The sequence below is a fragment of the Streptomyces sp. NPDC001843 genome, from assembly GCF_042891955.1.
GTDB lineage: Bacteria > Actinomycetota > Actinomycetes > Streptomycetales > Streptomycetaceae > Streptomyces.
This window is the reverse complement of the sequence record NZ_JBIATQ010000009.1, coordinates 109,513-123,484: the sequence shown is the minus strand read 5'-3', so window position 1 is coordinate 123,484 and position 13,972 is coordinate 109,513. Positions and strand designations below refer to the sequence as shown.

Genomic DNA, 13,972 nt, shown 5'->3' with positions numbered 1-13,972 from the left:
TGAGCTCGTCGGGTGAGGCGATCCGGGGGATGAGTCCCCGTTTCGCTTGGACACAGGGCTAAACGGGGAAACAGTCCCCGGTTATTTCCGGCTCGGCAGGAATATGTGTGTGAGCTGGATCACTCCACGTCCGCCCTCCCCCCTCCCCCCGCTCGCGTACCGGCGAGAAACCCACGATCGGTCTCCTCCAACGCGCGCCCAGCACCCCTCTGACACAGGGTGATCGAAAGGGTGCAGTCGGCGACCGGCGGCTGCCTGGAGCGGAAGGTCCCTGCATGCAGCCGCAGTCGTCCAGCGGCCGGCGTGCGCCGGGCGCACACCGGATACGCCCGCGCCGTGTGGCCGCCCTCGCGTCCGTGACCACGCTGACCCTCGCGGTCAGCACCTCGGCGGGCACGGGACACCTCACGGATGCTTCCACCGCCGCCGGAGCCGGACCGGTCGCCCTGGCCCGCTCCCCCGCCCTCGCCCGCTGCATGATCAGCGGCGGGCCGGACGTCCAGATGACCGAGGGCATACCGACGCCCGGCGGCTACGCCCGCTCCACCGGCACCGTCCGTGCCCTGACCCTCATGGTCGACTTCTCCGACGCGCCCGGCCAGGGCCGCGCCCTCGACCGCTTCCACGAGTTCTTCCCGCAGACCCAGGAGTGGTTCCACACCGCCTCCTACGGCCGTCTCGACTACCGCCCCGAGACACCGGTCACCGACTGGCTGCGCATGCCGAAACCGTTCAAGGCCTACGGCATAGAGCGCGGCGCCCCCTTCGACCCCGGCTACCGCCGGCTGGTCCAGGACATCGTGGCCGCCGCCGACCCCGCAGTGGACTTCCACTCGTACGACCTGCTGAACGTGCTGATCACCCCCAACGCGGGCCCGCCCGCCCTGGACACGGTCCTGTCGGTGACGTTCGCCGGCAACGCCGAGGCGCCGGTCGCCGACGGAACACCGGTCGCCAACGCCTCCTTCGTCTACTCCCGCCAGGACGACGGATCCGGCTCCTACGCCCTCACCGGCTACCGCGTGCTCCCGCACGAGAACGGCCACGTCTTCGGCCTGCCCGACCTCTACACCCAGGAGGGCGGCGGCGCGGTCGGCCACTGGGACATCATGAGCGAGGACTGGGGCGCCGGGAACGACCTGCTCGCCTGGCACAAGTGGAAACTGGGCTGGCTGGACCCCGCCCAGGTCAGCTGCGCGGCGGCCCGCGGCACCACCGAGTACGAACTGACCCCGCTGTACCGCACCGGCGGACGCAAACTCGTCTTCATACCGGTCAGCGGCCACAGCGGCTACGCCCTGGAACTGCGCGCCCAGGGCGGCAACGACGAGACCGTGTGCAGCCCCGGCATCCTCGTCTACAAGGTCGACGCGAACGTCGACACCGGCAGCGGCCCCATCAAGGTCTACGACGCCCACGGCCACTCCGGCGGCTGCACCAGCAGCCCCAACGTCCACGCCGAACTCTCCGACGCGCCCTTCGGCCCCGGGGAGACCTTCAAGGACCCGCTGCGGGGGATCACCGTGAAGGTGACCGAGGGGAACTCGGCCGGGGACTACCGGGTGCGGGTGACGCGGAGCTAGCCACACCACGGGGTCGCCGGACCGCTTGGGATTACGGTAGGCGTGCCGAGACCGCCGTACCGCGACGGTCGCAACGTGGCCGCCGTACCGCGACGGTCGCACGGAGACCGCCGCCGTACCGGAGAGCCGGAGCCGATGCCCGCGAACACCGCACTGGACGCCGACGCCCCGCGGGGCACCGCGGAAGCCGCAGGAGCCGCACGGACCGAGGGCGCAGCGGGCACCGCCGAGCCACCGGCGGAGGCGGTCACCCCTCTGATCCGCGGGATCGCCGTACTGCGAGAGCTCACCGAGGCGGGCGGCACCCTCAGCCCGAGCGCGCTGGAGAGGGCCACCGGCCTCGCCCGTTCCACCGTGGACCGGATCACGGCGACGCTCGAGCACATGGGGTACGTACGTCCCGACGGCCGGGAAGTCGTACTGGCGCCCCCCGTGATGGAACTCGGCAACGCCTACCTCGCCGCCCTCCACCTGCCCGCGCTGCTGGACGCCCGCGCCGACGCCCTGGCCGACGAGCTCGACGAGTCGGTGTCGCTGGCGGTCGCCGACGGCGACGGCATCCGCTTCATCCACCAGGCCACCCGCCGCCGCGCGATGTCCCTCAGCTTCCGCATCGGCGACCTCCTCCCCGCCGAACGCACCGCGCCGGGCCCACTGTTCGCGGCGGACTGGACGGAGGCGGACTGGACGCGGTGGCGCGCGCGCAGGGCAGCGGACCCGGAGGACACCGGATTCCCGGCGGTCCCCCGGACAAGGCACGAGTCAGGCGCCGCCTCCGATACCGACGGGGACTTCCCCCACCGCTCCGCACAGGCGGCAACCGACGGCTACGCCCTGGACGACCAACTGATCGAACCGGGCCTGGTGGCCGTCTCCGTACCGGTACGGGACCCGGCGACGGGCCGGGTGGCCTGCGCCGCGAACGTCGTCAGCCACACCAGCCGCCACACGGCGACCGGCCTGCGCGACACCCTGCTCCCCCGCCTGCGGGAGGCGGTGACGGCGATGGAAACGGATCTGCGCGACGCGCCGCCGACGTCTCCCGGCCCGCACCCGTCCGGCCTGGCGACCTGGACGACGGCGTCCAAGACCCAACTCGGCCGCGGCTTCGTCGAATCCCTGGCCCGTGGCCTCACGGTCCTGACCGCCTTCGGCGAGGGCCGCGCGCACCTGACCCTGGCGGAACTGGCGAAGGCGACGGGCCTGGCCCGTGCAACAGCGCGACGAGCCCTGATCACCTACGAACACCTGGGCCTGATGGCCACGTCCCCCGACCGCCGCACCTTCACCCTCACCCCCCGCGTCCTCTCCCTCGGCTTCCCGCCCCTCTCCCGCACGACCCTGCCCCAGCTGGCCACTTGGCACCTCAGAGCGCTGGCGAACCAGGTGGGGGAGTCGACGGCCATGGCGGTACTGGTGCCCCCGGAGCCGTCCGCGAGCAGGAGGGAGCCCATGATCCAACTAACGGCCAGAGCCACCACGAGCCGAGTCCTCTCACCGGACATCACGGTGGGCACCCGCCTTCCCGCCCGGGCAACCTCCCTCGGCCGCGCACTACTGCCGTCGGCCCCCTCCCACCCCTACGCCCTGGCCGACGAAGAACTCGAATCAGGCCTCCGCTCCATCGCGGTCCCCATCCGAGACCGCACAGGCCAGGTCATCGCCGCCATCAACATCTCCACCCACGCGGCCCGCCGCACCCTGGACGACTGCGTCACCCACCTCCTCCCCGCCCTCACCGCCACAGCCACCCACATCCAGACCGACCTCCACACCGCCTCCCGCTTCACCCACGTCCCCCCGACCTGACTCCCCACCCCCACCGACGAGATCCGGTACGCTGACGCCAGTGGCCAACACGACCACGCCCTGCCTTCGTAGCTCAGGGGATAGAGCACCGCTCTCCTAAAGCGGGTGTCGCAGGTTCGAATCCTGCCGGGGGCACCAGCGCAAAGGCCCCGGACCGATCATGGTCCGGGGCCTTTGACATCCACTTCTGACATCAACCGGGGCGGTCACTCACGACCGGGCCGCCTCTTGAGCAGCCGGTCCATGTGGCTGATGGCCTCGCGCTGGGTGTCCTGTACGACGTGCGTGTACACGTCCATGGTGATGCTGATCTGGCTGTGCCCGAGGATCTCCATCACCACGCGGGGAGCCACCCCGGCGGCGGTGAGCAGCGTGGCGCACCCGTGCCGGGCATCGTGCAGCCGGATCACGCGGAGGCCGGCGGACTGGGCGACGCGGGTGAAGGAGCGGTACATGTTGCGCGGCTCCACCGGACGGCCGTTCCGGGTGACGAAGACGTAGCCGCCGTCATCCCACGGCTCCCCCGCGCGCTGCTTGGCAGCCACCTGCCGCATCCGGTGCCAGCGCAGCGGGGCGATGCACATGGCCGGGAGCGGAAGGGCACGGTTGCGGCGGTTCTTGGTGTCGTCGTCGTAGAGGACCCCGCGCCGTCGCTGGGTCTGCTGGCGGACGTACAGGACCCGCTTGTCCAGGTCTACGTCGGTCCAGCGCAACCCGACGAGTTCACCGCGCCGCAGCCCCATGGCGATGGCGAGAACGAAGGCCGCGTACAGCGGGTCCTTCCGAGAGGCGGCGAGGAAGTCCAAGGTCTCGTCGAGCGTCCAGGGACTCAGCTCACGTGACGAGGCCCGGGGCGGCTCGACGAGGCCCGCAACGTTCCGTGCGATCAGTTCTTCCCGGCAGGCAGCGGACAAGGCCGTACGCAGCACCCGGTGAGACTCCTTGGCCGTGGCCGCTGTCGTCTTGTGCTCCAGCTGGGTCAGGAAGCGTCGGACGTCGGCGACGCCGAGGGATTCGAGCCGCTTGGAGCCGAGCATGGGCACGAGGTAGAGCCTGACGTGCGTCTCGTACTTGTCGTAGGTGCTGAGCTTCCGGCGGGGCTTGACGATGTTGTCCAGCCAGTAGGGCAGCCAGTCGGAGAGCTTCGCCGAGCGGGTGGGCACGGGTACGCCCTGGTCGACCTTGGCCAGCAGTTCACGACGCTTGGTGTCGCACTCCTGCCATGTCTTGCCGTACGCGAACTTGCGGGCACGGGTGCCGTCCGGCTGGAGGACGTAGACCGCGCACTGATAGCGGCCGTCCTTGCGCTTGGTGATGGTGCCCGCGCCGTTGGGGTTGCGCTTGCGCTGACTGGCCATCAGGCAGCCTCCTCGATCTGGCCGAGGATGAAATCCCGTACTGCGTCGGCGGGGATGCGGCGGGCGCCGTCAATCTTGATCGAGACCAAGCGGTGCGAACGGATCAGGTCGTAGACCTTGGAGCGTCCGAGCTTGAGCCGCGCCATGACGTCGGGCACGGTCAGCAGTTCGGGGGTGGCGGTGGTCATGCTGCGGCTCCTTCCAGGTCGAGTTGGTCGCGTATTGCCTCTCGGGCTGTTTCGCGGTTGAGCTGTAGGTCGCGGGCGATGGTGGCCGCGAGGGCGGACTCGCCGGGGGTGTGGCCATGGCCGGCGTACTGCCAGTCGCTCAGGACGAGGACGGTGTTCGGCTCGATGTCGTCCAGGCCGAGGGCTTCGCGCTCTTGGGCGGCGCGGAAGTCGGCTCGGGCCTGGCGGAGCTCCCCGAGGGTGGTCGAGTAGCGGCGTGACTTTGAGCTGAAGTGGCCGCGGAAGCCGAGCATGTGGGCCCAGGCCCAGAGGCGGCGGTCCGGGTAGAGCAGATCGAGGGTCTTGCATGCTTCGATCAGGTGGCGCGTGTGGTCGGGGACGCCGTGGCGGTCGAGTTCGGAGAGTTCGCCGATGCGGCGGTCGAGGGTGCCGGTGTTCTCGGCGGCTTTGGTGGCGTATTTGGCGACGTAGGAGGCGACGGCCTGTTCGGTCAGGTCGGAGCCGTCCCCGAAGGCCTTCACGGGCCGGACGTCGAGCTGTCGGCCCCACTGGAACGCGCGGGCGGGCTGGTCGGCGGCGGCCGGGACGGAGACCGAGGTGTAGGAGTGCCGGGCGGCGGCGCGGATCGCATCGGTGAGCAGGTCGGTGCTGGCCCAGGAGGGCGGCGGAGAGTCGGGTCCGTCCGGGCCGTCGAGGCGGATCACGGCATGGAAGTGCAGGGCGCCGCGCTTCTGGAATTCGGCGACTTTGCCGTACGAGATGCGTACGTGGTCGGCGAGTTCGCGGCGGGTAAGTCCAGCGCGGGCGGCGATCTCACGACGCAGGCGCGTGGTGAAACGCTGCCACAGGTCGCCCGCATGATTGTTGAAGAGGACGGCGCCCGCGTAGTCGTACGTCGCCGAGTCGAGGGCGGTGCCGAGGGCGGGGTCGTCGGTGGCATGGCGGGTGCCGCAGCGGCAGGTGCCTCGGTCAGGGCGGTTGTGGACCGGGCCGAAGGACGGGCCGGTGAAGGTGGCGAAGACGCGCGGGTGGTCGCGGACGGTGGCGGGGATGTCGCGGAGGTCGTCTCCGGCGAGTCCGGCGCGGATCAGGTGGTAGGTGTCGCCCGCGTACGTCCAGGCGCAGGACGGGCAGCGGGACGCACGGCGGTTGCCGCAGGCGACGCGGAGACGTCCGCCCGGTTCGGACTCGGTGGAGTAGTGGTGCAGGGTCTCGCCGGTGGTCTTGTCCTTGTGCAGGACCCAGCCGGTCAGGTGGATCGGGTCGGAGCAGCCGCCGGTGCGGCGGACCTGGTCCTGCCAGCGGTCATAGTCGGGGGCCGAAGCCACCCTCAGCAGGTCGCCGAGGGTGGTCGGGTCGAGCTGTGTGTCAGACACGGGCACCCTCCCGGATGCGGCGGGGGCGGGTGACGCCGAGACCGTTGCAGGCCGGGCAGTGCGCGGTGATGGTGCGCAGGTGGCCGTGCCGGTCGCGGCCGCCGAGGGTGACGGCGACGGTGGCGAAGCCGTCGCAGTTCGGGCAGATCCGCGCGGTTGTGGCGGTGGCCTGGTTGGGGCCGGTCATGATGGAGGTTCCTTCCGGATCGTTGGTTCGGAGTGGGACGGCGCCCGGAGCGGACGAGACTTGGCGGTTAAGGCCGCTCCGGGGGCCGGTCAACGTCGGTTGTCGCTGGCGAGGATGGAGCGGACGACCACGGCGACGACGGCGAGCGAAGCGCCGGTGATGGCGACCGCGAGGAGCATGGAGACCAGGACGGCGCCGACCGCCAGGACGACCGCGGTGCCGCCGCCGACGAGGGCGAGCGCGGTGCCGGGGGTGAGCTGCACGATCGGCCGGGAAGACGCCGCAGCCACCGGGACGGGCGGCGGGACCGGGGTCTGGCTGCCGGGGGTGACGGTGGTCGGCTCGACGACGACGGCGGGTGGGGTGACGCGGCCGGTCGGGGTGGGCATGGTCGGGATCTTCGGGCGGAGCATGGTTGAACTCCCTTCTGTGGCGGGTTACTTGACGAAGGTGTTGATGGCGGGGGCGAGGACGCTGTCGGCGAGGAGGAAGCCGCCGAGGAGGAGTACGGCGACGAGCCAGGCGGGCGGGCGGATGAGCTTGACGCCGAGGTAGCCGACGACGAGCAGCGCGAACCAGAGCGGAACCTGCACGGGGTGCCTCCTAGCGGATCTTGCAGCGGTGGGTGCGGGCGGCGAGCTGGGCGGCGGAGGCGCTGGTGTAGTCGGCGGACCAGCCGCAGCCGTCCGCGCTGCACACGGCGGCGTGTTTGGTCTGGCCGTGGCGGTCGCGGTGGGTGCCGATCTGCACCGGGCCGATGCTCATCACGGAGTGGAAGTGATCGCGGGCAGCCATGGGTCAATCTCCTTGTCAGTTAGGCGAGTTGGGCGGCGATGGCGGCAGCCAGAGGGGCGGGGACGCCGAGGCGGGCGCGCAAGGTGTCGGTGTCGATGCGGCTGCCTGTGCGGGCCTGGTGGTCGTCGGCGACTTTGCGGGCGTGGTCGACCAGCGCGGCCGGGACCGGCACCGCGGGAGCAGACGCCGGAGCCGGAGCCTGGTCGGCGGCGGGCAGAGCCGGGGCCGTCTCAGGCTCCAGTGCGGGAGCCGATTCGGGCTCAGGAACGGGTCCGGGGGCCGGGGCTGCGGGTGCCGGCGGGACCGGCACCCGGTCACCGGGGGGTGTTGGCGAGTGGGCGAGGAGGGTGCCGCCGAGGAAGGCGAGGGCGGGCCATCCGGCGACGCCGAGGCGGAGCAGGGCGGGCGGCTGGTCGAGGTCGAGGAATCCGGCGGTGGCGATGTTGGCTCCGAGCGAGGCGACGAGGGCGATGAGGAACCAGCACCAGGCCAGCCGGGACGGACCGTCCGAGCGCAAGCGTCGCCAGGCGGCGACCAGGAGCAGGTCGACCGAGACGGGGTAAGCCCAGGCTTTCCAGCCGGACTGCCCGGAGGCGGCGGCGAGGTCGTGCAGGTGGGCGAAGGACAGGGCTCCGGCGATCACAGCCTGCACGAGGACGGCGTCCGGGCGGATCGAACGGGTCACGGCGTCCACCCCTCACCCGGGTACTCCGGGCCCTCGGTGGGGTCGTAGCCGGGCGGGAACAGTCCGGGCGGCGGCTCCGGCAGCGAGGCGGCCAGGCACGGGCCGAGGGTGTCGATGAAGTCCTGGTCAGCACCGAACATGTCGGCGTAGAGGGCGAGTTGGCCGAGCATCGCCACGGTCAGGACGAAGTCCTCGCAGTTCGGGCACATGGCGGGTGATCTCCTTATCGGGCATGGGCCGGGTAGGGACCTGGCGCGAAGCGGTCGCGCCGACCGTGGAACAGGGGAGGGTTCAGGCGGTGGCCGGGATGGACTCCACGGCCGGGGCATCGGCCGGGGCCGGGATGCCGAGGGCGGGCCGGAAGGGGGCCAGGGCGGGCAGGTCCGGGGTCTTGTCGGCGTGCCGGTTGCAGGTGTTGACGGCCTGGCGGAGCGTGGTGTGTGGGGCGCGGATGCGGTGCCAGCCGCCGGTCGAGTCGCCGGTGATCGCGACACCGCGCATCTCGGCAGGGATCTGGATCGCGGCCAGGACGGCGTCCGGGGCGATGTCGCCGAAGGCCATGTTGGCGGATGTCTCGTCGTTGACGCGGTGGGCGGTGCGGCCGGTGAGCTGGGCACGGAGCATGGTGATGCCCTTGCCGAGTTCGGAGCCGAAGCGCTGCCCGCAGATCTCCAGATAGATGCCGGCCGCGCGGCCGAGCTGGGCGAGGCGGACGAGCGCGGTGATGATCCGGTCGCGGCGCTTTTCCTGCTCCTTGTTGGTGAACAGGGCGAGTTCGGCGACCTCGTCGACCAGGACCACGACCGGCACCGGCCGCAGGTGTTCGGGCAGGTCCCAGATGTCGGCCGCGATCTCCGCATCCGCCACGTCCGAGGTGATGCGCTGCTCGGCACGGATGAGCTGATAGACGCCCTCCATATGCGCCACGAGCGCGTCGAGGAGGTCGGCGGCGGTGTCGGGGGTGTCGGCCAGCGCGGAGAACCGGCGTGCCAGCGGGAACAGCTCCACACCCTGCTTGCAGTCGATCCCGACCAGAGCGACATCCTGCGCGGCCAGTCCGGCGACCAGGTTGCGCTGATAGACGGACTTGCCCGACTCGGTCGCACCGAGGGTGAGCGCGTGCGGGACGGAGCGGTAATCGCGGTAGTGCACGGCGCCGTCCTCACGCAGCGCCACCGGGACCCGCATCGGCCGGACGTCGGTCGTGGCGGGCATCTGCACCCGCTTGAGGACGTCGTAGCCGGTCATGCGGACCTCGACCACACCGGAGCGCACCTCACGCGAGGTCACGCCGTACATGGCGAAGGAGTGGCGCAGCCGGTCGGAGGCGGCGGCGATGTCGAAGGCGTCCTGTCCGGGGCGGAGCTTGAGCCGCATCACCAGGCCGGTCCTGGTGGGCCGCAGCCGCAGGATGCGCGGAGCGCGGGGGCCAGGTATCGGCCGGTTGGCGGCCCGGGCCAGGGCCAGGCGCCAGCGCGAGGGCGGGACGGTCAGGCCGCATGCGTCCATGACGGAGCCGTAGCGGATCAGGACCCGCAGGCCCGCGAGGGTGGCGCCGAAGGCGAGCCAGTACCAGGCGGGGCGCCGCCACCGCAGGAGACCCGCGGCAGCGACGACCAGCACCAGGGCGACCGTGAACCAGGTCATGGCTCAGGCCGCCTTCGGCTTCGCGGCAGCGGCGGCCAGCGAGGTCACGGCGACCGCGCGGAAGGCGATGCCGTGGCGCTTCTGGCCGTTGAACTCGTTCTCCCACGCCGAGGCGACCAGCCCGGTCAGAGCGACCGGGGTACCCATGGCCAGGTCCTCGGAGAGGCCCGGCTGCGGAACGGTGAGCTTGAGGATCTCCACCTCATCCGGCGTGGAGAACATGACCTCCACCGTCATCAGGGTGACGCCGTCCTTGTCGGTGGCGATCTCGCCGGTACGGCGGTCTTTGACCTTGGGCTGCGGGGCCTTGGCGACCATCACGGTCGCGTTGGAGGTGTCGACGGGAATCTGACGCACAGCAGATCACTCCTCTATAGAGGCTGGACTCCGTCACTCATGTATATGAGTGACATGAAGAAGAGTGCCTGACTCCTATACATGAGTCAACCCGCCGCGAAAAAGAACTCGCGACGGGCTGCGGGAAGTTGAGCGCGCGTCAGTCGGCGGCGGGGATCCGGTACTCGAAAACGAACTGGTCAGCGGCCATAAGCGTGTCGCAGACCTCGACGACGATGCCCTCGGTCGTCCGCGCTTCGCGGATGAGGTGAACCACCGGCGCGCCGGGACTGAGCGCCAGCTCGGACGCCTCTGCCTTGGATGCCGGACGCGCTTGCAGCGTCTCGACGAACTCGGCGAACTCATGGCCGTGGTCTTCCAGGCGGGCATAGATGCCACCGCCGCCGGGGTTCTCGGCGAAGAGTTCTGGGATCTCCTTTACGACATCCCACGGCAGGTACGACGTTGCGGTCTCGACGGGGGTGCCGTTGCGGAAGTAGAGGCGCCGCCGGGCGAGCACCTGGGTGCCGGCCGGAACGCCCAGCCGCCGGGCCGCATCCTCCGGGGCCTCCATCGGACCGATGTAGAGGACGCTCACCTTGGCCGTGGCGCCGGACTGTGCGGACTCGGCCAGGTATGCGGCCTTACCGCCCTGCCGGAGCGAACGCCGGAAGCGATCAGAAGAGCGATGCCGTACCGGCGGCCGATCCTTCACGATCGAACCCTTGCCGTGCCGGGTCTCGACGAGCCCACTCGCGCGCACCTCGACCATGGCCTTGCGGATCGTGCCGCCCGAGACGCCGTAGCGGTCTACCAACTCCGACTCACTCGGCACCATCTCGCCGGGCTTGAGGACGCCTGCCCTGATCTGCTGGACGATCTCGTCAGCGATCTGTACGTACCGAGGTACGGACCTCTCTCCTCCTACTGCAGTTCCCATAGTCCTTCTCTGCCTCCTATGCTCCTGTACATGAGTACATCACGGGAAGCAAGGTCGTCGATGCCGCTGCACTCCGTATCTGTGGCCGGAGTGGTGGTACGCGAGGACGGCCGCCTTCTAGCGATCCGCCGGGCGGACAACGGCACTTGGGAGCTCCCTGGCGGCGTACTCGAGCTCGACGAGACCCCCGAGGCAGGTGTCGCCCGCGAGGTCCTTGAGGAGACAGGCATCCACGTCGAGGTGGACGAGCTCACCGGCGTCTACAAGAACACGACCCGGGGCGTTGTGGCCTTGGTCTTCCGTTGTAAGCCTTCCGGCGGCATCGAGCGGACATCGAGCGAGTCGACAGCCGTCGCGTGGCTCACGCCCGACGAGGTTGCGGAGCGCATGGCCGAGGTCTTCGCGATCAGGCTCTTGGACGCCTTGGACGGCAACGGCCCGCACGTGCGGAGCCACGACGGCAAGCACCTCATCCCAGCGGGATAGAACTTTCCCTACTTCATCAAGGCCCGCGCACGGCGCGGGCGCGCCGCCTCTGCCGGCGCGGCCTGCCTCCTGTCTTCGCCCCGGCTGGCCGCGCCCGGCGGCGCGCTCAGCGGCTGCGGGCATGAGGTGGGAGACACCCTCTGTGGCTGGGACGGTCGGCTCCACGGCTTTAGGCAGCCACTTTGGGGCGAGCCTCTAAGATCATGGCCCCAACGTCGTGCTTTAACGGGCAGGTCCACAGACTGCCCGACTCGCCGGAAGCTTACGGGGCCATGATCACTCGCCCCAAAGCAGCTCCAGCCCAAAGCCGCTCCGCCGACCTGAGAGCTTGTGTAGAGCATGTGCGGTCTACAGATGTCTACAGACGACTACAGATCTGTCTGTAGAGTCTACAGATGCACCCCTGGGTGCATCCTGACGAGGCACAGCAGGAGGCAGGATGGACGTAGCAGAGCTGGAGGCACTGCTAGAAGAGTGCAGGAACCTCGGCGGAGATCACAGCACGTGCGAGGTCAAGAAGTCGCAACGTGGATTCCCGCATACGCTGTGGGAAAGCATCAGCGCTCTAGCTAATGCCCAAGGCGGCTGGATTATTCTGGGAGTGGATGAGAAGCACGACTTCCGAATCGTCGGCGTTGACAACCCTGCAGAAATCGAATCCCAGCTTGCTGCAGTGTGCTCAGAAATGGAGCCGCCCGTCAGATCTGAGATCTCCACTGTCCAGATTGACGGTAAATCTGTTATCACCAGCTACATCCCACCGATTCCCCGCGACCAGAGGCCTTGCTATAAAAGGAATCTCGGCCCATATGCAGGATCACGGATACGCGTAGCCGACGGGGATAGAAAATTCACCGACTACGAGGTGTCAGTCCTTCTATCCAATCGCACCGAGCCCCGTCACGACACGACGCCCATCTCTTTCGCCAGCCCGACAGACTTGAATCAAGAATTGCTCTCCTCGTTCTTGCGTCGCGTGCGAGACACCAAGGGGGAGATCTTTCGCAGGGTCGACGATGAACGCGCCTTGATTATGCTCAATGTCCTCCGACCGCACGAGGGGAGGATCGTTCCGACCCTGGCCGGCCTTCTCGCATTCGGGGAGTACCCGCAGACGTACGAGCCCCAGCTCGATCTAACATTCGTGGCCTACCCCACCAGCGAGCCTGGAATCCTCGGCTCAGTAGGTGAGCGATTCACGGAAAATCGGGCAATCGACGGACCCATCCCTGCGATGGTCAGCGAGTGCATCCGCGTCCTGAAGCGGAACATGAAGCGCCGGAGCATCGTTACGGGTATCTACCGCGTAGATGAGTGGGAGTATCCGGAGGAAGTCCTTCGGGAAGCCCTGGTAAATGCCCTTGTTCACCGCGACTACTCAGAGCACGCCCGAGGAATGCAGGTTCAGGTCGAGATGTATCCGGACCGGCTAGTAATTCGTAACCCTGGCGGGCTATACGGACCTGTCGAAGTCGGCGCCCTTGGAACTAGTACCGTCTCGTCATCTCGAAACAAGGCATTGCTCAAGATTCTTGAGGACACCCCATACGGCGACGGCCACATGGTGTGTGAAAATCGCGGCAGCGGAATCACGCGTATTCGAGTCGCCCTTACCGAGGCAGGTATGGAGCCTCCGCGATTCCTGGATGACATCGCATCGTTCACTGCGGAATTCCCGAACCACACTCTACTCGATGAAGAAGCATTGACGTGGCTGCAAAGTCTCGACAATCGCCCTCTTACTCGGTCGCAGATGACTGCGCTCGCCACGATGCGCAATGGCGCGATCATGACTAATAGCACGTATCGAATGGCGACCGGAATTCAGGACAGCCGCGCCGCCGGTCGAGAACTAAAGGAACTAGTCGATCGACACCTAATCGAGTTGCAAGGAACACGTGGCGCTGCAACTTATCACCTAGCAGGCACGCTTCCCTCTCAAGGCGAGTTGTCCATCAATGAGCCAGAAGAAGAGGAAGAAGTTCATCTTGAGGAGCCAGCAGAGGATATCCGTCTCTCCCCCTTGCAGCAGCAGGTTCTAGATGCCATTGGACTAGAAGAGGTCTCACGGTCTGAGATCGAGGGACGTACGGGACTCGCCCAGCACCAGGTGATCGCTGCGCTCCAAAGCCTGAGAGAGAAAGGGCAGGTCACAATGATCGGCAGGCCGCGCTCCAAGAACGCAAAGTGGCGGGCCTCAGGCTGACAGCTCGGTCGACTCCTCATATGGCGCTGAGTGACTGATTGCGTGACAACGTCGACGGACAGCGCCGGAGAGGCACGCGTGTCTGCAGGTCGTCGCTGCAGGTCAGCACCGAAATTCGCCGAGGTTGAGCGCCCAACCAAGTCGCTCTTGTAAGGAGCGGTGGGCCATAACCCACTGCCCTTATCGCCTCAGTCGTGACTGTCACGATCTAGATAGGCGCGGGCAGACTCAATCCACTCTGCAAGGCTTTGCTCCAATGCCGTGCGTGCTTCGTAGAAGGTATTCCGTCGGTTTTCTGGGGCAAGCCCCTGCCTAGCATCGTCGATTAACAACGTCGCCCTCCGGCCGATAACCCCGCACCTCGCCAAGGTCGTCA

16 protein-coding genes and 1 tRNA gene are annotated in these 13,972 nt (G+C 68.5%); 5 read left to right on the top strand and 12 right to left on the bottom strand.

The genetic code is table 11. From position 1 onward, the window contains the following. Positions 1-275: 275 nt before the first annotated feature. The 3 genes from ACFYZQ_RS23130 to ACFYZQ_RS23120 all read left to right on the top strand — a co-directional run bounded on the left by ACFYZQ_RS23130 (position 276) and on the right by ACFYZQ_RS23120 (position 3,530). Complete coding sequence (locus ACFYZQ_RS23130; protein WP_389150735.1) at positions 276-1,583, top strand: M6 family metalloprotease domain-containing protein; 1,308 nt, start codon at positions 276-278, stop codon at positions 1,581-1,583. 135 nt (positions 1,584-1,718) lie between these two features. After that, positions 1,719-3,392 (top strand): IclR family transcriptional regulator C-terminal domain-containing protein, encoded by a 1,674-nt coding sequence (locus ACFYZQ_RS23125; protein WP_389150732.1) that lies wholly within the window; start codon positions 1,719-1,721, stop codon positions 3,390-3,392. A 62-nt stretch (positions 3,393-3,454) separates the two neighbouring features. After that, a tRNA-Arg gene (locus ACFYZQ_RS23120) sits at positions 3,455-3,530 on the top strand. A gap of 68 nt (positions 3,531-3,598) precedes the next feature. Here ACFYZQ_RS23120 and ACFYZQ_RS23115 read toward each other — a convergent pair. The 12 genes from ACFYZQ_RS23115 to ACFYZQ_RS23060 form a co-directional block, all read right to left on the bottom strand. Next, on the bottom strand, positions 3,599-4,750 hold the full coding sequence (locus ACFYZQ_RS23115) for a tyrosine-type recombinase/integrase (RefSeq protein WP_389150729.1): 1,152 nt from the start codon (positions 4,748-4,750) through the stop codon (positions 3,599-3,601). Beyond that, entirely contained in the window at positions 4,750-4,938 is a 189-nt protein-coding gene (locus ACFYZQ_RS23110; RefSeq protein ID WP_388361263.1) for a helix-turn-helix domain-containing protein, read from the bottom strand. The genes ACFYZQ_RS23115 and ACFYZQ_RS23110 overlap by 1 nt, the downstream gene beginning before the upstream one ends. Next, the gene (repSA, locus tag ACFYZQ_RS23105; RefSeq protein WP_389150726.1) at positions 4,935-6,314 is read right to left on the bottom strand and encodes a replication initiator protein RepSA; all 1,380 of its coding nucleotides are present in this window, start codon (positions 6,312-6,314) and stop codon (positions 4,935-4,937) included. Before repSA ends, ACFYZQ_RS23110 begins: the two co-directional genes overlap by 4 nt. After that, positions 6,307-6,501 (bottom strand): hypothetical protein, encoded by a 195-nt coding sequence (locus ACFYZQ_RS23100; RefSeq protein ID WP_389150723.1) that lies wholly within the window; start codon positions 6,499-6,501, stop codon positions 6,307-6,309. Before ACFYZQ_RS23100 ends, repSA begins: the two co-directional genes overlap by 8 nt. Before the next feature lie 89 nt (positions 6,502-6,590). Then, positions 6,591-6,914 (bottom strand): SpdD-like protein, encoded by a 324-nt coding sequence (locus ACFYZQ_RS23095; RefSeq protein ID WP_389150720.1) that lies wholly within the window; start codon positions 6,912-6,914, stop codon positions 6,591-6,593. A gap of 24 nt (positions 6,915-6,938) precedes the next feature. Further along, the gene (locus ACFYZQ_RS23090; protein WP_389150718.1) at positions 6,939-7,094 is read right to left on the bottom strand and encodes a hypothetical protein; all 156 of its coding nucleotides are present in this window, start codon (positions 7,092-7,094) and stop codon (positions 6,939-6,941) included. Between the two features lie 10 nt (positions 7,095-7,104). Next, positions 7,105-7,296, bottom strand: coding sequence for a mobile element transfer protein (locus ACFYZQ_RS23085; RefSeq protein ID WP_389150715.1), 192 nt, complete (start codon positions 7,294-7,296; stop codon positions 7,105-7,107). A 19-nt stretch (positions 7,297-7,315) separates the two neighbouring features. Next, a complete protein-coding gene (locus ACFYZQ_RS23080; protein WP_389150712.1) occupies positions 7,316-7,981 on the bottom strand; it encodes a DUF2637 domain-containing protein in 666 nt (221 codons plus the stop codon). Further along, the gene (locus ACFYZQ_RS23075) at positions 7,978-8,190 is read right to left on the bottom strand and encodes a hypothetical protein (protein WP_389150709.1); all 213 of its coding nucleotides are present in this window, start codon (positions 8,188-8,190) and stop codon (positions 7,978-7,980) included. The genes ACFYZQ_RS23080 and ACFYZQ_RS23075 overlap by 4 nt, the downstream gene beginning before the upstream one ends. 82 nt (positions 8,191-8,272) lie before the next feature. Beyond that, on the bottom strand, positions 8,273-9,628 hold the full coding sequence (locus tag ACFYZQ_RS23070) for an FtsK/SpoIIIE domain-containing protein (protein WP_389150707.1): 1,356 nt from the start codon (positions 9,626-9,628) through the stop codon (positions 8,273-8,275). A 3-nt stretch (positions 9,629-9,631) separates the two neighbouring features. Then, positions 9,632-9,985: a hypothetical protein gene (locus ACFYZQ_RS23065; RefSeq protein ID WP_389150704.1), complete on the bottom strand. Its 354-nt coding sequence runs from the start codon at positions 9,983-9,985 to the stop codon at positions 9,632-9,634. A gap of 139 nt (positions 9,986-10,124) precedes the next feature. Next, positions 10,125-10,904, bottom strand: a complete 780-nt coding sequence (locus ACFYZQ_RS23060) for a GntR family transcriptional regulator (RefSeq protein ID WP_389150701.1) — start codon at positions 10,902-10,904, stop codon at positions 10,125-10,127. A gap of 18 nt (positions 10,905-10,922) precedes the next feature. Here ACFYZQ_RS23060 and ACFYZQ_RS23055 point away from each other — a divergent pair, with 18 nt between their 5' ends. Then, complete coding sequence (locus ACFYZQ_RS23055; protein WP_389150698.1) at positions 10,923-11,390, top strand: NUDIX hydrolase; 468 nt, start codon at positions 10,923-10,925, stop codon at positions 11,388-11,390. Positions 11,391-11,829: 439 nt separating this feature from the next. After that, a complete protein-coding gene (locus tag ACFYZQ_RS23050) occupies positions 11,830-13,596 on the top strand; it encodes an ATP-binding protein (protein WP_389150695.1) in 1,767 nt (588 codons plus the stop codon). The last annotated feature ends 376 nt before the right edge of the window (positions 13,597-13,972 follow it).

Bases quoted from the DNA above. Each gene is read 5' to 3' on its own strand.
- ACFYZQ_RS23050 (WP_389150695.1), top strand. From the start codon at position 11,830: ATGGACGTAGCAGAGCTGGAGGCACTGCTAGAAGAGTGCAGGAACCTC.
- ACFYZQ_RS23110 (WP_388361263.1), bottom strand. From the start codon at position 4,938: ATGACCACCGCCACCCCCGAACTGCTGACCGTGCCCGACGTCATGGCG.
- ACFYZQ_RS23095 (WP_389150720.1), bottom strand. From the start codon at position 6,914: ATGCTCCGCCCGAAGATCCCGACCATGCCCACCCCGACCGGCCGCGTC.
- ACFYZQ_RS23125 (WP_389150732.1), top strand. From the start codon at position 1,719: ATGCCCGCGAACACCGCACTGGACGCCGACGCCCCGCGGGGCACCGCG.
- ACFYZQ_RS23100 (WP_389150723.1), bottom strand. From the start codon at position 6,501: ATGACCGGCCCCAACCAGGCCACCGCCACAACCGCGCGGATCTGCCCG.
- ACFYZQ_RS23115 (WP_389150729.1), bottom strand. From the start codon at position 4,750: ATGGCCAGTCAGCGCAAGCGCAACCCCAACGGCGCGGGCACCATCACC.
- ACFYZQ_RS23075 (WP_389150709.1), bottom strand. From the start codon at position 8,190: ATGTGCCCGAACTGCGAGGACTTCGTCCTGACCGTGGCGATGCTCGGC.
- ACFYZQ_RS23055 (WP_389150698.1), top strand. From the start codon at position 10,923: ATGCTCCTGTACATGAGTACATCACGGGAAGCAAGGTCGTCGATGCCG.
- ACFYZQ_RS23085 (WP_389150715.1), bottom strand. From the start codon at position 7,296: ATGGCTGCCCGCGATCACTTCCACTCCGTGATGAGCATCGGCCCGGTG.
- ACFYZQ_RS23060 (WP_389150701.1), bottom strand. From the start codon at position 10,904: ATGGGAACTGCAGTAGGAGGAGAGAGGTCCGTACCTCGGTACGTACAG.
- ACFYZQ_RS23130 (WP_389150735.1), top strand. From the start codon at position 276: ATGCAGCCGCAGTCGTCCAGCGGCCGGCGTGCGCCGGGCGCACACCGG.
- ACFYZQ_RS23070 (WP_389150707.1), bottom strand. From the start codon at position 9,628: ATGACCTGGTTCACGGTCGCCCTGGTGCTGGTCGTCGCTGCCGCGGGT.